Origin of the sequence: Ochrobactrum sp. 19YEA23 (assembly GCF_029909865.1) — a bacterium.
Classification (GTDB): domain Bacteria; phylum Pseudomonadota; class Alphaproteobacteria; order Rhizobiales; family Rhizobiaceae; genus Brucella; species Brucella gambitense.
This window is the reverse complement of record NZ_JASAMQ010000009.1, coordinates 23,345-41,083: the sequence shown is the minus strand read 5'-3', so window position 1 is coordinate 41,083 and position 17,739 is coordinate 23,345. Positions and strand designations below refer to the sequence as shown.

Here is a 17,739-nt window from a genome sequence, read left to right as displayed (position 1 = left end):
AGTTACGAAAAAGGCAGGGATTTCCCTGCCTTTTTATTTGCTCATTTATCCGGCTTTTCGCCATACCAGCGCGGCGTATAGACCCATTCGCCGCCTGTTGCCCGCTCAAACCGCTGCGTGTGGGACGAGCCGACGATCACCACCGTGCGCATATCCACATCATCGGGCGTCAGCTGCCCAAGCGTTGTGACGCGGGTGGTTTCTGCCGGTCTGCCGATATCGCGACCGAGTACAACTGGTGTTTGTGGTGCGCGATGCTGGCGCAGAATTTCCAGTGCGCGGCCAAGCTGATGCGGGCGGGCCTTGGAAATCGGATTGTAAAAGGCCATGGCGAGATCGGCTTCTGCCGCCAGCGCCAGACGCTTTTCGATCACGTCCCATGGCTTCAGATTATCAGATAGCGAAAGAATGCAGAAATCATGGCCGAGCGGTGCACCAATGCGTGACGCCGCGGCCATCGCAGCCGAAATGCCCGGCTGAATGACCAGTTCGACGCCATGCCAGGCAGGATTGTCGGTTTCGTGCAGTGCCTCGACCACAGCAGCCGCCATTGCGAAAACGCCGGGATCACCGGACGATACCATCGCCGCAGTGCGGCCTGATGCCGCCAGTTCGAAGGCATGGCGCGCGCGCTGCATCTCTTCGCGATTATCGGTCATGTGGATGGTTTGACCGGCATGAAACGGCCCAGCCATGCGCACATAGGTCTCGTAGCCGAGAATATCTTCCGCCTGCTCGAGGTCGCGCTGCACGGCAGGCGTCATCAGATCGCGCGTACCGGGGCCAAGCCCGACCACGACCAGCTTCCCGCGTTTGCGCCCGACCCGCAGCACATCGGCTGGGGCAGGGGCGACGGCCAGCACAACGCCCTCCGTTTCTATCACGCGCAGCGGCTGCTCGACCGAAAGATTGGCGAGAGCAAGCGCATTTTCGGCTGACGGTACAAAGCGCAGTTCTGCACCGAGCGCGCTTGCCGCTTCATGGATTTGCGGCGCAGCGCAATGGCGTTCATGGGCAAGCACGAGCGCGAGCGATGACGGAGCGAGACCCGCTTCGTCGAAGGCTCTCGTGATTGCTTCCGCGATATTGTCAGTCGGCTGGCCGATTGCGACCGCGACGACCTGCGGGTGATAAATAAGCTCATCCGGCAACGGTGCGCGGTTTTCCGGCGTGATGCTGATGCTGAGCCTGCCATCGTCGGAGAACGGCAGTTTTGACGTTTGCAGCCAGCGGGAGCACCCATTGAGACGCAGTTTTGCACCTGCCAGAAGATCGGACGTAAAGGCTTTCGCCGCATCCGGATTGGCAAGCGTTAGTTCCGCTGGCGGGTGCAACAAATTGATCCCGAACCGCAATTCGCCGGAGGTGGTGATCGCCGGGGCGACCTCCAGTGCTGCGGCGATGGTTCGCGCCATGTCGTTGACGCCAGTCAATCCGCCGAGAAGCGGCACGACAGCGCTGCCGTCTTCGGCAATCGCCAGAACGGGCGGCTCACTGCGCTTGTTCTGCAAAAGCGGGGCCAGTGCGCGAATGACAATACCGGCGGCGCAGAGCGCGATGACCGGGCGGCCTTCTTCATAGAAGGCGCGTATGGTGTCGCCGAAATGAGCGAATGTTCTGTCCGCACCCGTGACGCGGTCCTGAAGTCCAAGCACTTCGGCCTGATCGAGCGCAGCGGCGATACGGCGCGCCGTCGGGATCGCCGCTTCCGCCAGCGCAACGATAGCCGGCTTCATACGCCGTTCCATTTCTGGCCGGGAACGAGAATGATCGAGAAATAAGGACAATCGCTGCCGCTGACATCCGATAGCGGTACAATGCGCTGATTGGCCATGGTGGCGCGCTCGACATAGAGTGCGCGGTCCATCAGGCCCAGATCGGTCAGCACGTCGCGCACCTTGTCGAGATTCTTGCCGAGTTTCATGATTGCCGCAGCACCGGTATCGGCAAGCCTGCGCTTCAATTCGTCGGCTTCCATGACGCCGGAGAGGATCGATAGCGTCTGGTTACGATAGACAAGCGGCGCGCCTAGCACAGCCGAAGCGCCGAGAACCGAACAGACGCCCGGAACCACCGTGGTTTCATAGGTTTCGGCGAGCCGGTCATGAATATACATGAACGAGCCGTAGAAGAACGGGTCGCCTTCCGCAATCACGGCCACATCCTGTCCCTGATCGAGATAGGCGGCGATTGTTGCGGTGATCTCACCGTAAAAATCGCTGACGATCTGCTCATAATCCATATGCGCAGGCAGCTTTTCCGTTGTCACCGGATAGATAAGCGGCACCAGAACCTGGTCCGGCGAGAGAAAATCCTCGACGATGGTGAGGGCGTTGCCCTTTTTGCCCTTGGCAGCGTGATAGGCCACCACGGGCGCTGATTTGAGCAGCCGAAGCGCCTTCAGTGTGATGAGTTCAGGATCGCCGGGGCCGACACCCAGACCGAATAGCTTGCCCTTTGTGGTCATTATTCGCGCTCCGAAGCCAGAGCATTGACCGCTGCGGCGGTCATGGCGCTACCGCCGCGACGTCCGCGCACGATGACATAGGGCACGCCGCGACTATTGGCGGCGAGTTCGTCTTTCGATTCCGCCGCTCCGACAAAGCCCACCGGCATACCGATGATAAGCGCTGGCTTCGGTGCACCAGTATCCAGCATTTCGAAAAGTCGGAAGAGCGCGGTTGGCGCATTGCCGATGGCGACGACACTGCCTTCGAGGTGCGGCAACCACAAATCGAGTGCGGCGGCAGAACGGGTATTGCCGATTTTCTTCGCCAGTTCAGGCACGGAAGGGTCGTTCAGCGTGCAGATGACCGGATTGTCGGCAGGCAGACGCGAACGGGTGATCCCTTCGGCAACCATGCGTGCATCGCAAAGGATCGGCGCACCCTTGGCCAGCGCTTGCTTGCCTGCCAGACCAGCTCCGTCCGAAAAGGCGATGTCGCTCACCACATCCACCATGCCGGAAGCATGGATGACGCGGACGGCGAGTTTTTCAAGATCGGCTGGGATATGGCTCAGATCCGCCTCAGTGCGGATAATGGCGAAGGAGCGGTCATAGATGGCCTGTCCGTCGCGAATGTAATCTGTCATGGTTTCCGCTCTGGTGAATTGAGAAGGCGCGCGGCAGCGTCGATGGTCACATCTGTCGCCAATAGCCGCCCGAAACGGGATGGTCCAGCCTTGTCTGCAAAAAAGACATCGTAGCGGCCCGGAGTGCGGGCCAGTAGCGTGTAAGGCAGCGGCGCAAGCGCTGCGCAGGACTTGGCGCAGCCGGTGAGATGGACCGCTTCTGTGCTGTCACCGCCGAGGAGCAACGCCAGTTCTTTCGCATCGTTCTGCGTGTCGGACAGGGCCGAGGCGCAGCCCTTCGACCCGGTGCAGCTGCGCAGTCGCGATTGTGGTGCCTTGGCGTCGGTCGAAAGGCCCAGCGCGTGCAGTTGCCGGATGGCATCGTCGCAGTTTGCTGCATCGACATTTGGCAGGATCACGCCCTGCCACGGTGTGAGCCGAATTTCTTCGCCGCTGACTTTTTGCGAAAGAGCGCCAAGCGCCCGCAGTTGCGTCGTATCGAGCCGCCCCAGAAGCGGCATCGCTCCAATGTAAAACCGCCCGTCCGCTTGAATGTGGGTTCCGAGATGGACGCTTGCGTGCGGCTGCTGTCGCTGCCAACCGGCGGCTGGCTCGACCGGAAAAGAAAGGCTCGCAATCAGTTCGCTCAAAAACTCTTCGACAGCAATGGCTTCGAAGAGCTGCTTCATCCGCGCTACGCCTTTGGAACGGGTGAGAAATAATCGCAGCACCGCTTCCACAAAGGGCAAGGCATGATCGGCTTCTATACATCCCAACGCCGTTTCATCGGGTGACGAAGCGAATCCGAAAGCAAAGTGACGACCGCCATCCGTTGCCGATAGCCAGATATCTCCCGGATGTGAAACCATTGCGCAGGCCTCGCCGCCATCGATCTGGAACGAGAATTTCGGCGAAAGCGCGTGATAGTCGGTATTGCTCTCAAGCGTTGCCAGCAATTGCTGCGCCAGCGGCGTGACATCACAAGTTTGATCGCGGTCGATACCGGCTGTCGGGCTGACCATGACATTGCGGACATCATCCGCTGCGGGATTATCGGCACCAAACCCGGCTTGATATAGCGCTGTGACCGCTTGTTCCCAGTTTTCAGGCGCGATGGCGCGCAGCTGAAAATTGGAGCGAATCGAAAGCTCCACGGCGTTCGGGCCAAATTTTTCGGCAATTTCGGCCAGTGCAAAGACCTGATCGGCGTTTACCTGTCCGAGCGGCAGTTTTATGCGTGCAATGGCACCGTCGCGCGCCATAACCATGCGCGACAGGCCGGGACAGGCATTTCGCCTGTCGGACGGTTCGGTCTTCGTCGCTATGGTCTTTTGGTTCAACATAGTTGCCTTATACGCCCCCCGTGACAGGCCGGAAAGTGGGAACCGCTTTCGGACTTGCACTTGCCATCGCCGCACCCTACGAACGAAGAAAACGGAGCGAAGAGCATGGCTTGCTGGCTAACGGTCATCGGCATCGGTGAAGACGGGTTGAACGGCCTTGGCGAGACTGCGCGGCGGGCTCTTGCTTCGGCTGATGTGATCTTCGGCGGTAAGCGACATCTGGGGCTGGTCGGTGAAACATCCAGTGCCCGGCAGATTGCATGGCCTTCGCCTTTCGACGATGCTTTTCCGATGATTGCTGCCGAGCGTGGCAAGTCAGTGGTGGTTCTAGCCAGCGGCGATCCGATGCATTACGGCATGGGTGCTTCTCTGACCCGGCACTTTTCACCCGAAGAAATGCTGATCCTGCCTCATCCGTCTTCGTTTTCGCTGGCCGCGGCGCGGATGGGCTGGTCGTTGCAGGACGTGCGCTGCCTCAGCGTGCACGGACGGCCGCTGGAATTACTGGCCAAGCATATTCTGCCCGGCGTGAAGCTATTGATCCTCAGCAATGACGGTTCTACGCCGGATAAAGTGGCACGGATGCTAAGCGCGCGTGGCTTTGGACCAAGCCGCATCGATGTGCTGGAGCACATGGGTGGACCGAACGAAAAGCACAGTTGTGGTGTTGCCGGGACATGGACGGTGCCAGCGGGTGCCGATCTGAATGTCGTCGCCGTGGAGTGCCTCGCCGAGCCGGATGCGAACATTCTTCCCGTGGGGATCGGCTTGCCGGATGAAGCCTTCGAAAATGACGGGCAACTAACGAAGCGCGATATCCGCGCCGTGACGCTGTCACGGCTGGCGCCGCTGCCCGGCGCGTTGTTGTGGGATGTTGGCGCGGGGTGCGGTTCTATCGGCATCGAGTGGATGCGCACGCATGCATCCTGTCGCGCCATCGCCATCGAGGCGAACGAGGGGCGGCAGGGTATGATCGCGCGCAATCGTTACGCTCTCGGCGTGCCGGGTTTGCAAATCGTGGCTGGCGAAGCGCCGGGCGCTCTTGCGGGACTGGAGACGCCGGATGCGATTTTCATCGGCGGCGGCGTGACAGATGAGGGCGTGCTGCAAGCCTGTTGGGATGCATTGAAACCCGGCGGGAGGCTGGTTGCCAATGCCGTCACGCTGCAAAGCGAAATGCAGCTTTTTGCCTGGCGGCAACGTTTTGGCGGAGAGCTGATACGGCTCTCGGTAGCGCAGGCCGCGGGGCTTGGCTCGTTCGATGTATGGCGTCAGGCGCTGCCCGTTACGCTTTATTCCGCACGCAAAGATAAATGATGACTTGAATTGTCATCTTATATTCGGGTAAGGCTGACGCATCAGATCATCCCAGAGGAGGACGGGTCGTGTCCGAACTCAACGCCAATACCCGCTTTGCGCTCACTAATGCCGGTCATATCGTCAATCAGCTGCTCGATCATTTCGTCGAACATGCCGATGTGCAACGCGACGGAACGCGCGCGAAGCTTGTTCTAAGCTTCGGTCAGGCCGATGTTCAATGGGATGATGAGACGGTCAGCGTCGATGTGAAAAGCGACGACGAGACCGGTCTAGCCTATATGAAATATTCCATTGCCGAGCATGTGCTCGAGTTTCTGGAAAAGGGCAGCCCAACGCCGAAAATCATCTGGCAGGGCGATGGCGCAGCGGGTCTGCCGCTGCCTTATTTCCGCGAAATGCGCGTGATGGCTGTGTCCAATGTCACGCCGCATATGCGTCGTGTGCGCCTGAAGGGCGACGACCTTCAACGGTTCTCGCATAGCGGGTTGCATATCCGCCTGCTTTTCCCACCCAAAGCTTTGGCGCAGCCGCAGTGGCCGGTGACGGGCGAAGACGGGCGTCCAGCCTGGCCGGAAGGCGATGCGAAGCTCGCGACGCGTGTTTATACGATCCGCAACATCGATGCGGATGCGGGCTGGGTCGATATCGACATGGTGGTGCATGGTGATGACTGCGACGCGCCTGGTTCTGGTTGGGCGCTTAACGCCAAGCCGGGCGATATTGTCGGCATGACGGGTCCGGGCGGCGGCGATGCAGGCGACGCCAAATGGTATCTGCTCGCAGGCGATGAAACTGCGCTGCCAGCCATCGGTCGTATTCTTGAGCGACTGCCAGAAGATGCAAAGGCCGTCGTGCGTATCGAAATTGGCGACAAGACCGAGGAACAGAACCTCGTCTCACGGGCCAATGTCGATGTGCAATGGCTGAATCGTGATGGTGCCGAAGCTGGCACTACGACGCTTTTGCAGGATGCAGTGCGCGCGGTTGAGCTGCCGGAAGGCGAGGAAGAAATCTTCGTCTGGGCGGCGTGCGAATTCAATGCCTTCCGCAACATTCGCAGCTACATGCGCAAGGAACGCAATGTTCCGAAAAATCGCCAGCTGATCGTGGCCTATTGGCGACGCGGTCTGGATGGCGATAATGCCCGGCGGGCTTCGGAGGAATAAAGCATTTCCAGCAAAAGTGCGAAGCTGTTTTGCGTAGGATAATGCGATGAGAGTAATGTAAAAAAGGGGACCGAAAGGTCCCCTTTTTGTTACGTGGTGCAGGTCGGTTCAGCGTCTGAACCCTTCGCTCGCCCGCATCAGGTTCTTTGTATAGTCGGCGTGAATATTGCCGGTGACGAGATCGCCAGCCTGCAATTGTTCGACCACTTCACCATTGCGCATCACCGCAAGACGATCGCACATATGGGTGACAACGCCGAGATCGTGGCTCACCATGACGAAAGTCAGATTACGGTCGCGGCGAACCTGTTCCAGCAGGTTGAGCACTTCCGCCTGCACCGATGCATCAAGCGCCGAAGTCGGCTCATCGAGAAGCAGGATGCTCGGCTCGACAATCAATGCGCGGGCGATAGCGATGCGCTGGCGCTGGCCGCCGGAAAGCTGGTGCGGATAGCGGAAGCGGAAGCCTGAACCGAGCCCCACCTCATCCAGCGCACGCACGATGCGTTGTTCGGCATCGCTGACGCCATGAATGGCGAGTGGTTCCAGCAGAAGCCGGTCCACCGTCTGGCGCGGGTGCAGGGAGCCGTAGGGGTCCTGAAACACCATCTGCACGTTGCGATAGAAAGCCTTGTCGCGGGGCGTCTTGAGTGGCTTGCCGTCGATGCGGATTTCTCCGTTCTCAACCGGCGCAAGGCCTGCGACTGCACGCAGAAGCGTGGACTTGCCCGAACCGGATTCACCGACGAGCCCGTAGGATTCGCCGCGCGCCACATTGACGGTGACGGATTTCAACGCATGAAAATGGTCGAAATAGACGTCAACATCATCGACGCTGAGTGCGGGCGCGGACGCCTGTGCCTGAACTTGAGTCATGCCTTCCAAGCCTCCTCACGCTGCAAGGTTGGCAGAGGATGGCGGTCGGCTCCGATTTTCGGCATGCAATTCAGCAATCCTTGCGTATAGGGATGTTTCGCGTTCGCGAGATCCTTGGCCGCGATTTCTTCGACGATACGGCCCGCATACATCACGATCACGCGGTCGCAGAAGGACGAAACGAGACGCAGGTCGTGGCTGACGAAGATCAGCCCCATGCCGCGCTCGGCCACCAGCTTGTCGAGAATGCCGAGGACTTCAAGCTGCACCGTCACGTCGAGCGCCGAGGTTGGCTCGTCGGCAATCAGCAATTCCGGTTCGGCCACCAGCATCATGGCGATCATCACGCGCTGGCCCATGCCGCCCGAAACCTCGTGCGGATAGAGCTTCATGACGCGTTCAGGATCACGAATCTGCACCGCTTCCAGCATGGCTGTCGAGCGGGTGCGAATTTCCGCACTGCTATATTTGCCATGCGCCTTCAGCGTTTCGGCAATCTGCTTGCCGATGGTCATCACAGGATTGAGCGAATATTTCGGGTCCTGCAACACCATGGCAATGCGGCCGCCACGCAAAGCGCGGCGTTCACGGGCTGAAATTTTCAGAAGATCAATGCCGTCGAAATTAAGCGTCTTGGCGGTGATTTGCGCGTGGAGGGGCGTCAGCCCCATAATCGCGCGGCCAGTCTGGGATTTGCCCGAACCGGATTCGCCGACGATGCCAAGGCGTTCGCGGCCCAGCTCGAAGCTGACACCGCGCACCGCTTCAATTGCGCCAGTGCGTGTCGGGAAAGTGACGCGCAGGTCTTCTACAGTCAGAAGCGGCTTCATTGGTTGTTACCCCGCGGATCGAGCGCATCGCGCAGGCCGTCGCCCAGAAGATTGAAGCCGAGGCTGACGATCAGGATCGCAATACCGGGCATGGCTGCAACCCACCATTGGTCGAGAATGAAACGGCGACCTGATGCGATCATCGCGCCCCATTCCGGCAATGGCGGCTGTGCGCCGAGGCCAAGGAAGCCGAGGCCCGCTGCCGTCAGAATGATACCCGCCATGTCGAGTGTTACGCGGACGATAAGCGACGAGGTGCAGAGCGGCATGATGTGACGCACGACGATACGGATCGGCGATGCGCCCATCAGGCGGACTGCCGAAATATAGTCGGAGTTACGCACGGTCAGCGTTTCTGCGCGCGCAATACGCGCATAAGGCGGCCATGAGGTGATCGCGATGGCGATGATAGCGTTCTCGATGCCCGGTCCCAGAGCCGCCACGAAGGCGAGCGCCAGAATGAGCTTCGGGAAAGCGAGGAAGATATCGGTGATGCGCATGAGCACGGCATCGACCCAGCCGCCTGCATAGCCAGCTACCGTACCGACCAGAAGGCCGATCGGAGCTGCGATGATGGCAACCAGCAGCACGACATAGAGCGTGAGGCGGGAGCCATAGATCAGACGCGAGAGAATATCGCGGCCCTGATCATCGGTGCCAAGCAGATAGCCGGGCGTACCGGGTGGCAGCAGGCGTGCATTGGCCAGATCGCCCTCGATGGGCGAGTGCGGGGCCAGAATGTTGGCAAATGCCGCCACGAGCACCAGCGCGATGATGATGAACAGGCCGAGAACGGCCAGCTTGTTGGCAGTGAAACGTCGCCAGACCATATAGGCGCGGCCAAGCCGGGCCTGCGTGCGCGATTGCGGACGCTCGGAAAGCAGCCACTCGCGCCAGGAGAGGTTGGTAGTATCTGTCAGCTGGCTCATCGTCTGCGCGTCCTTGGATCAAATAGCCGATAGAGAAGATCGGATATGAGATTGATGGCGATAAACACCGATCCGATGACAATTGTGCCGCCGAGAACAGCGTTCATGTCGGCGTTTTGCAGCGAATTGGTGATGTACTGTCCCAATCCCGGCCATGAGAAGATGGTCTCGGTGAGAACCGAGCCTTCCAGAAGGCCCGCATAGGTCAGCGCGATAACGGTGATCAACGGCACGGCGGCATTGCGCAGTGCGTGAAACCAGATGATCCGTGTTTCGGAAATGCCCTTGGCGCGCGCCGCGACGATATATTCCTGATCCAGCTCGTTGAGCATGAAGGAACGCGTCATGCGGCTGATATAGGCCAGCGAGAAATATCCAAGCAATGCCGATGGCAGGATAAGGTGGGAGAGAATATCCCGGAAAGCCGGCCAATCACGCTGGAGGACAGCGTCGAGCAGGTAGAAGCCCGTGATCGGCGTGAATGTGTATTCGAAGGTGATGTCAATGCGTCCGGGACCGGAGGTCCAGCCAAGACGGGCATAGAAGACCAACAGCGCTAGCATGCCGAGCCAGAAGATCGGCACCGAATAGCCGACAAGGCCGATGATACGCACAATCTGGTCAACGAAGCTGCCGCGCTTGACGGCGGCAAGCACACCGAGCGGAATGCCGAGCAAGGCGCCGATGATGGTGCCAATCGTCGCCAGTTCCATAGTGGCCGGAAAGACGCGTCGAATATCGGTCATGACCGGATTGGTGGTGAGAACCGATGTTCCAAAGTCGCCGTGCAGCACGCCTTTTACGTAAAGGAAGAACTGCTGGTAATAGGGAAGATTGAGGCCCATCTCCTCGCGTACACGCGCAACGACATGCGCAGGCGCACGGTCGCCGACGATGGCCAGCACCGGGTCGATCGGAACGACGCGCCCGATAAAGAAGGTGACGGCCAGAAGGCCAATATAGGTGGTTATGACAACGGCCAGAAAACTGCCAATCGCCATAAGAACGGATGAGGAGCGCGATCTCGCGCTCCTCACCGTTTTCACACTTTGTGTGCTACTCACTGTATCGTTCGCTCATATTATCCGTTTGTTTTCGCAACATCCCGGCAAAGCCGCAAAGCGTCCTTGCCGGGAATGCTATGACTATTCCTTGCTGATCGGAGCAAGGAAGTTGGAATCGAAGGTCGGGCCGAGCTTGTAGCCCTTCACATTCCCGGCGATACCGGCAGCTTCAACCTGCTGGTAGATGAAAATGAACGGGCTGGTGTCGAGCGCTTCCTGCTGCAGCTTGCGATACATTTCAGCGCGCTTTTCGCTGTCGCGTTCCAGAAGAGCGGCCTGAGTCTGCTTAGTCAGTTCAGGAATATCCCAGGTATTGCGCCAGGCGCTCGTCTTGTTGGCCGAGTCATCGGCATTGTTCGGATTGCTGGTGAAGGCTTCCGCATTGGAATTCGGATCCCAGTAATCCATGCCCCACTGACCGATATACATGTCATGGTTACGCGCACGATACTTGGTCAGGGTCTGCTTGCCGTCGCCGGGAATGATATCGATCTTGATACCGGCCTTGGCCGCATTCTGCTGCACGGACTCGGCAATGCCGGTCACAGGCTGCGTGTTGCGAACGTCGAAGGTGACGGAGAAGCCGTCCTTCAGGCCAGCTTTGGCAAGCAGCTCCTTGGCCTTTTCGATGTCCAGCTTGTACGGGCTGGCTTCGAGCGCACCAAGAACGCCCTTCGGCTGATAGGTCTGGCGGATTTCGCCGATGCCCTTGAGCATGGTCGAACCGATTGCGTCATAGTCGACCAGATATTTGAAGGCTTCGCGGACTTCAGGCTTGGCCAGATTTGGGTTCTTCTGGTTGAGGCTGAAATAGTACATCGTGCCTTTCGGCCCGCTGGCGGACTGCAACTTCTCGTTCTTCTGGACGGCTTCAAGATCGCCCGGTTCCAGATTGCGCGCAACATCGACGTCACCGGATTCAAGCATCAGGCGCTGCGTCGCGCTTTCCTTGACGTGACGGTAGAATACACGCGCCAGCTTGGCTTTTTCGCCATAATAATTGTCGTTGCGTTCCAGAATGACGACTTCATTGGCGCGCCATTCGCGGATCGTAAAGGGACCGGAACCTGCCGACTTGGTTTTCAGCCATGCGTTGGCATAGTCGGTATCGTATTTGTAGTCGTCGGTCGGCGTGACCTTTACGGCATGTTCTTCGAGAAGCTTCTTGTCGACGATTGCGCCGATGGTTGCTGTGAGGCAGTTCAGTACGAAGCTGGGTGCATAAGGCTTGTCGACGGTGAAAACGAATGTGTCTTCGTCTACGGCCTTGGCTTTCTCGTTGACGTTGTCCTTGGTCAGGCCAAACTGGGTCAGAATGAAAGCCGGGCTCTTGTCGAGGCGCACAGCGCGCTCAAACGAATAGGCGACGTCAGCAGAGCTGATCGGGTTGCCCGAAGCGAACTTGATGCCTTTCTTCAGCTTGAAAGTGTAGGTGAGGCCGTCGTCTGAAACTGTCCAGCTTTCGGCCACACCCGGCACGACTTTCGACGTGTCATTAATATCGAGACGAACGAGCATGTCATAAGCATTACCGATGAATTCAGCCGGGCTGAGTTCGAAGGATTCCGCCGGGTCGAGCGTGATGGTGTCATCGATTGCCCATGCTTCAACCAGCGTATCAGCTGGTGTGGCCGACAAGGCCGGATTTGCGGCCAGCACGGCGGCAAGCGCTGCGCCGGCGGCTAGAATACGAAAACGTCCAAAATGCATCATGTTGTGTGTTCCCTTCCTGTATTTTTGTTGGGATTTTGTTGGATTGTATTTGTATCTCAGGCTTCGTGCCATGCCTGCTTCAGGACTCTGATCCAGTTGCCCCGGCAAAGCTTTGCCAGTTCCTCGTCATTGTATCCCGCCTTTCGCAAGGCCGTCACAAGGTTCTGGGTTCCGGCGGCATCGGAAATTTCTGCTGGAATGGTCGCGCCGTCATAATCGGAACCGAGCGCCACGCAGTCGATTCCCACGCGCTCAACCATGTAATCGATATGGCGCACCATATCGGACATCGGCGTGTTGGCATCTTCCTTGCCATCGGCGCGTAACATAGTGGTCGCGTAGTTGAGACCAGCGAGCCCCTTGCTTTCGCGAATGGCGTCCATCTGCTTGTCCGTCAGATTGCGGGCCACTGGCGTCAATGCATGGGCATTGGAGTGGCTGGCGATCAGAGGCTGGTCGCTGAGTTCAGCAACATCCCAGAAGCCCTTCTCAGTGATATGGGCGAGATCGATGAGGATACCCTTGCGGTTGCACGCCTTGATAAGGCGCTTGCCCGCTTCCGTCAGACCGGGGCCGGTATCGGGGCTCATCGGGTAAGAGAAGGGCACGCCGTGCCCGAAAATATTGTTGCGGCTCCACACAGGGCCAAGCGATCGCAGGCCAAGGCCGTAGAAGACATCGAGCGCTGCGAGATCGGCGTCGATTGCTTCGCAACCTTCCATGTGGAGAACGGCGGCAAAGGTGTCGCTGTTCAGCGTCTCGTCGAGTTCACGGCCATTGCGGCACAGTTTCCACGCGCCAGCCTCTTCAAGGCGGAGCGCAATGGCTGCAATTTCCACTGCGATGTCGAGGGAAGGGCTGCGCTGAAGCGGCGGCGAAAGCGGCGTGTCGTAGTGACCATTGGCGTCCGGTTTGCCAAGTTCAATATGGTGGCCGGACGGCACATAAATGGCGCAAATGCCGCCAGCGAGACCGCCTTTGCGGGAGCGCGGCGCATCGATATGGCCGGTTTGCGTTCCGTCGATGAATTCCCGGATGGGATCGTCGCCGTTTCTGGAATTCTCCCAGAGCCTCAGAAGGACATCATTATGCCCATCGAAAACGCGCTGCATGCTTTCTTCCTGGCTGAGTGGCAAAGCTTTGCTTTCGCACTCTATAAAATAAACTCATGTGACGGGAAGAATTTGTATCGGCCTTATTGCATAAAATTTAAACAAAGATGCCACGCGCCTAATCCCCAATCGTACTTCCCTATAAGATAGGAGACGTAGTGGGAGTCAATAGATGAGGGTGTGCTCAAGCCTATCTGAAAGCAAAGAAACTGGTGCAAAAAGAAAGGGCTACGGTTGAACCGCAGCCCTTGTGCAAAAATGGAATTGCCTTATGCAAAAACGGTATAAGGCCCGTTACGCTTAGAAACGATAGTTCAGACCGGCCTTGATGGCGTGGTTCTTGAGGTTATTGCGCTGCGAAACGCCATTGACTTCAGACTTCACATCGCCGAAGCGCTGGAAGTCATATTCAGCCTTTACGGACAGCGGGCCGGTCAGGGCCTGTTCAACACCAGCGCCAACCAGCGCGCCGCCTTCCCAACCCGGGCCCGACGTCGTGTTGTCCTTCGCCTTGAAGCGGGTCACACCGTAACCGGCTGTGCCGTAAACGAGGGTCTTGTCGAAAGCGTAACCGGCCTTGATCTTGGCATTGGTATTCCACGACTGCTGGAGGCTGCCACCATGACCGATACGATGTTCGGCTTCTGCGAAATTGGCTTCAACTTCACCACCGACAACGAAATTGCCGCTCTGGATGTTCTTACCAGCCACAACGCCACCGAGCACGCCAGCGCGGTTCGTGAACGGGCCCGGGATCTTTGACGAAGATGCACCGACCTGTGCGCCGACATAATTGCCGGACCAGTCGTGCGGGCCTGCGGCAACCGGTTCGTTGTAGGAATAGTCGTTCGAGCCCATCATATCGGCAGCGAATGCCGGGGCTGCGATGGCGAAGATGCCGGCGCTGAGCGCCACTGCGGTAAAGGTACGCTTCAACATTTTATACTCCGTTTTTCCATCCGGAACGCTGATGGAAAATATGCAAGATCTGTTCGACAAAAGACGGTGACTGCCGCCCTCGGTTGGTTCCCGTGTGACGGTGGTCTTTTGTTGGGTGATTGTGACTAAATTTAAGAAAATTCGAGCGAATTCCACCCGTCGCACAGCCATTCTTCGCGCTATGCTTAACAAGTGGTAACGATCTGCGGCTGGCCCGTTTCAGGCGAGCGCTACATCAGGTTCAGTCTGCGGAAGCTGATGCATTTTTGTTTGCCGACGATGATGTGGTCATGCACGATGATTTTCAAAGGCTTGGCGGCCGCTATCAGCGCGTGCGTCATGTCGATGTCGGGTCGAGACGGTGACGGATCGCCTGAAGGGTGATTGTGCACGAGAATAATTCCCGCCGCAGCAAGCTCCATCGCGCGGTGAAACACCTCTCTTACATAGACCGGCGTATGGTCGATCGTGCCTTTTTGCTGAACCTCGTCGGCAATGAGTCGGTTTTTTCTGTCGAGAAACAGAATGCGGAACTGCTCACGCGTCTCATGGGCCATGGCCGCCATGCAGTAATCCATCACCTTTTCCCAGATGCTGAAAACTTCGCGCTTCATAACCTTGCTGCGCGCACTGCGTTTGTGAACGGCTTCGATGATCTTGAGGTCACGCGCCACAGAGGGACCCGCGCCGGGCACTTCGGCGATCAGTAATTCGGATGCACCCAACACTTCGGCAAGTGTACCGAAGCGGGCCAGCAACGCTTTTGCAACAGGTTTGGTATCTGCACGTGGGATCACGCGAAAGAGCAGCAGTTCAAGCAACTCATAATCGGCCAGCGCATCGGGCGCAGTCTGGAAACGTTGCTTCAGACGATCCCGATGGCCGACATGGTGCGGCTGCTTCGCGACTTTCGGCGACAACTGAAGTGTGTCGCTGAAACCGGGGATGTCATAGCTCCCCGGCTTGTCGTTCTTCTTGGTCATTCTGTTTAAACCCCCGCAAAAACAGATGAGACTATATTTCCGGTTTTACCGCATTGATGCCGGACCAAAAACATTGGCCGGAGACAGTGTGAATATTTCACAGCCGTCCTTGGTCACGCCGACGGTATGTTCATACTGTGCAGTCAAGGAGCGATCGCGCGTCACGGCAGTCCAGCCATCGGCCAACACTTTCACATGCGGTTTACCGAGGTTGATCATCGGCTCGATCGTGAAAATCATGCCTTCCTTGATTTCCACGCCTTCGTTCGGCGTGCCGTAATGGAGAATATTCGGCGCATCATGGAAAAGCTGGCCGACGCCATGGCCGCAAAAATCGCGCACCACGGAGCAGCGCTCACCTTCAGCGAAGGTCTGGATTGCTGCGCCTATAGCGCCCGTCTTCACGCCCGGCTTGACGACGGCAATACCGCGCAGCAGGCTTTCATAGGTCACTTCGAGCAGGCGTTCGGCTGCGCGCTTGATCTCGCCCACGGCATACATGCGGCTGGAATCGCCATGCCAGCCGTCGAGCAGATAAGTCACGTCAATATTGACGATATCGCCTTCGCGCAGCGGCTTGTCGTTTGGAATGCCGTGGCAGACAACATGGTTGATCGATGTGCAGGTCGACTTGGTATAGCCGCGATAGTTGAGCGTTGCCGGAAAGGCGCCATGATCCATACCGAATTCGAAGACGAAGCGGTCGATCTCGTTTGTGGTCACGCCGGGCTTCACGATGTCGTTCAGCGCGTCGAGGCAGCGCGCGGTCAGATTGCAGACCTTGCGCATCGCCTCGAAGGCATCCGGGCCATAGAGCCTGATCTGGCCGGTATATTTCATGGGGGCGCTTGTCGCTTCGATATAAGTAACCATCACTCGATCCGTCTTTGTCTATTCAATTGGCACCAGCTCGGTGGCGACAATGCTTTTGTCCGTTATGTGGCATCGAACGGCCCATGCCTCAACCCCGGATGCAACAGCGCGCTCAAAAGCGCGTGCATAGACAGGGTCGAGATCGCCGGAAATGCTGAATTTGCTGCAATCACTTCGCTGGATAATAAACAACATCACACCACGATGACCAGCGGCAACACCGTCGGTCAGCTCATTGAGATGTTTTGTCCCGCGTACGGTCACGGTATCGGGAAATTCTGCGAGGCCGGGTGTGCGGATGAAGTGCACATTTTTGACTTCCACATAGGCGCGGGGTAGGGCGCTTTCATCGAGCAGAATGTCGACGCGGGAATTCTGTCCGTATTTCTGTTCGCGCTTGAGACTGGCATAGCCGCTGAGGCTCGGAATGAGACCAGCGAGGATAGCTTCCTCGGCAATCTTGTTTGGCAGGCCGGTATTGACGCCGACCAGCGTGCCGTCAGCCTCAACGATCTGCAATGTATGGGCATATTTGCGGTGGGGTGCATTGGAAACGCTAAGCCATGCGCGGGAGCCGGGCGTCGTCAGGCCCAGCATGGAGCCGGTATTGGGCACGGCCGCCGTAATGAAGCGGCCATCGTCAAGCGTTACGTCTGCGAGAAATCTCTTGTAGCGGCGTTCGAGCCTGCCGGAGATGAGGGGCGTTTGAAATAACATAAAGCTTCTGAACAGTTGGACGGAATGGCGAGATGTTTGTCCGCCTAAAGCCGCAAAAAGTCAAAAGCACTATCGGGTGGTCATGATGCTGGTTTTAGAAAAGAGCCTTGATGACGTCTGCCCAGCTCAGATCCGCACCAAGCGCCATCGCTGCGGCGACAAAGCCTGCACCGAGAAAGGTGAGAGTGGTTCTGGTTTCGCTGGTCATCATATCTTTCCCCATCAAATCGGTCGTTTGAAGTTGTGAGGAATGTCGCGGGGGAATGAGCCCGGAATGTGATGCGATGATGGCTATTCCGGGCATTTTGCGGGCAATTTGCAGATAAGGTAAACGACGGCGCTTACGCTTGTGCCTGCTCCCAGTTGAACACTAGCTCTTCGCGGAAGGCGAAGCGGACGATGTGATTCACAACGACATCCTGCAACCGGTCGAGATTTTCGGCTGATGTTTTCACCGTCACGGTGAGTTTTTCCGAATCGGCATCCAGAATCACCAGACGGTCTTCACCGAGATCGATCTGGCCGTGTTCAGGTGTGAACTCGACGGCAAATTTATGCGCCCAGTGTTTGCAGAGCTGCTGGAGGTAGCGGCTGGCATGGGCGGTAGGAACGATGGCTGTGGCTTGCGACATGAGCAGTATTTCCCTTTAGAGCGCATCCCGAAAAGTGTGAAACGGTTTTCGGAAAAGATGCGCGTTAAAACAAACATTTAGAGCGCCGATCTGATCCAATCAGATCGAAACGCGCTCTAATTGCGAAATGGGTGCAGATGCGCGTAGCAATATACCGGCAGAACGACCAG

At 57.8% G+C, this 17,739-nt stretch carries 17 protein-coding genes; 2 read left to right on the top strand and 15 right to left on the bottom strand.

Annotated features, from left to right (window positions below; genetic code table 11):
* Window positions 1-41: 41 nt before the first annotated feature.
* From cobJ to cobG, 4 genes are read right to left on the bottom strand one after another with little or no spacing between them, the layout of a single operon-like run.
* Window positions 42-1,736 (bottom strand): precorrin-3B C(17)-methyltransferase, encoded by a 1,695-nt coding sequence (cobJ, locus tag QBD01_RS20455; RefSeq protein ID WP_280994300.1) that lies wholly within the window; start codon window positions 1,734-1,736, stop codon window positions 42-44.
* The gene (locus QBD01_RS20450) at window positions 1,733-2,467 is read right to left on the bottom strand and encodes a precorrin-2 C(20)-methyltransferase (RefSeq protein WP_280994299.1); all 735 of its coding nucleotides are present in this window, start codon (window positions 2,465-2,467) and stop codon (window positions 1,733-1,735) included. Before QBD01_RS20450 ends, cobJ begins: the two co-directional genes overlap by 4 nt.
* On the bottom strand, window positions 2,467-3,093 hold the full coding sequence (locus QBD01_RS20445) for a precorrin-8X methylmutase (RefSeq protein ID WP_280994298.1): 627 nt from the start codon (window positions 3,091-3,093) through the stop codon (window positions 2,467-2,469). The genes QBD01_RS20450 and QBD01_RS20445 overlap by 1 nt, the downstream gene beginning before the upstream one ends.
* On the bottom strand, window positions 3,090-4,415 hold the full coding sequence (gene cobG, locus QBD01_RS20440; RefSeq protein WP_280994297.1) for a precorrin-3B synthase: 1,326 nt from the start codon (window positions 4,413-4,415) through the stop codon (window positions 3,090-3,092). Before cobG ends, QBD01_RS20445 begins: the two co-directional genes overlap by 4 nt.
* Window positions 4,416-4,520: 105 nt before the next feature.
* Here cobG and cbiE point away from each other — a divergent pair, with 105 nt between their 5' ends.
* Entirely contained in the window at window positions 4,521-5,732 is a 1,212-nt protein-coding gene (gene cbiE / locus QBD01_RS20435; RefSeq protein ID WP_280994296.1) for a precorrin-6y C5,15-methyltransferase (decarboxylating) subunit CbiE, read from the top strand.
* A gap of 68 nt (window positions 5,733-5,800) precedes the next feature.
* The gene (locus QBD01_RS20430) at window positions 5,801-6,901 is read left to right on the top strand and encodes a siderophore-interacting protein (protein WP_280994295.1); all 1,101 of its coding nucleotides are present in this window, start codon (window positions 5,801-5,803) and stop codon (window positions 6,899-6,901) included.
* A gap of 108 nt (window positions 6,902-7,009) precedes the next feature.
* On the opposite strand, the gene QBD01_RS20425 is transcribed toward QBD01_RS20430, so the two are convergent.
* From QBD01_RS20425 to QBD01_RS20375, 11 genes are all read right to left on the bottom strand, one after another.
* Window positions 7,010-7,777 (bottom strand): ABC transporter ATP-binding protein, encoded by a 768-nt coding sequence (locus QBD01_RS20425; RefSeq protein ID WP_280994294.1) that lies wholly within the window; start codon window positions 7,775-7,777, stop codon window positions 7,010-7,012.
* Window positions 7,774-8,607, bottom strand: coding sequence for an ABC transporter ATP-binding protein (locus tag QBD01_RS20420; protein ID WP_280994293.1), 834 nt, complete (start codon window positions 8,605-8,607; stop codon window positions 7,774-7,776). The genes QBD01_RS20425 and QBD01_RS20420 overlap by 4 nt, the downstream gene beginning before the upstream one ends.
* The gene (gene nikC / locus QBD01_RS20415; RefSeq protein WP_280994292.1) at window positions 8,604-9,536 is read right to left on the bottom strand and encodes a nickel transporter permease; all 933 of its coding nucleotides are present in this window, start codon (window positions 9,534-9,536) and stop codon (window positions 8,604-8,606) included. Before nikC ends, QBD01_RS20420 begins: the two co-directional genes overlap by 4 nt.
* Window positions 9,533-10,537, bottom strand: a complete 1,005-nt coding sequence (locus QBD01_RS20410; RefSeq protein ID WP_280994291.1) for an ABC transporter permease — start codon at window positions 10,535-10,537, stop codon at window positions 9,533-9,535. The genes nikC and QBD01_RS20410 overlap by 4 nt, the downstream gene beginning before the upstream one ends.
* A gap of 144 nt (window positions 10,538-10,681) precedes the next feature.
* A complete protein-coding gene (locus QBD01_RS20405) occupies window positions 10,682-12,313 on the bottom strand; it encodes an ABC transporter substrate-binding protein (protein ID WP_280994290.1) in 1,632 nt (543 codons plus the stop codon).
* A 56-nt stretch (window positions 12,314-12,369) separates the two neighbouring features.
* On the bottom strand, window positions 12,370-13,425 hold the full coding sequence (locus tag QBD01_RS20400; RefSeq protein ID WP_280994289.1) for a dipeptidase: 1,056 nt from the start codon (window positions 13,423-13,425) through the stop codon (window positions 12,370-12,372).
* Window positions 13,426-13,725: 300 nt separating this feature from the next.
* A complete protein-coding gene (locus tag QBD01_RS20395; protein ID WP_138786275.1) occupies window positions 13,726-14,364 on the bottom strand; it encodes an outer membrane protein in 639 nt (212 codons plus the stop codon).
* Window positions 14,365-14,594: 230 nt separating this feature from the next.
* Window positions 14,595-15,347, bottom strand: coding sequence for a DNA repair protein RadC (gene radC, locus QBD01_RS20390; RefSeq protein WP_280994288.1), 753 nt, complete (start codon window positions 15,345-15,347; stop codon window positions 14,595-14,597).
* Window positions 15,348-15,392: 45 nt separating this feature from the next.
* Entirely contained in the window at window positions 15,393-16,220 is an 828-nt protein-coding gene (map, locus tag QBD01_RS20385; RefSeq protein ID WP_078339287.1) for a type I methionyl aminopeptidase, read from the bottom strand.
* 18 nt (window positions 16,221-16,238) lie between these two features.
* Window positions 16,239-16,937 (bottom strand): DNA/RNA nuclease SfsA, encoded by a 699-nt coding sequence (gene sfsA, locus QBD01_RS20380; RefSeq protein WP_280994287.1) that lies wholly within the window; start codon window positions 16,935-16,937, stop codon window positions 16,239-16,241.
* Window positions 16,938-17,278: 341 nt separating this feature from the next.
* Window positions 17,279-17,569 carry a DUF2218 domain-containing protein gene (locus QBD01_RS20375; RefSeq protein WP_280994286.1) on the bottom strand — a complete coding sequence of 97 codons (291 nt, stop codon included), beginning with the start codon at window positions 17,567-17,569 and terminating at the stop codon, window positions 17,279-17,281.
* Window positions 17,570-17,739: the final 170 nt, after the last annotated feature.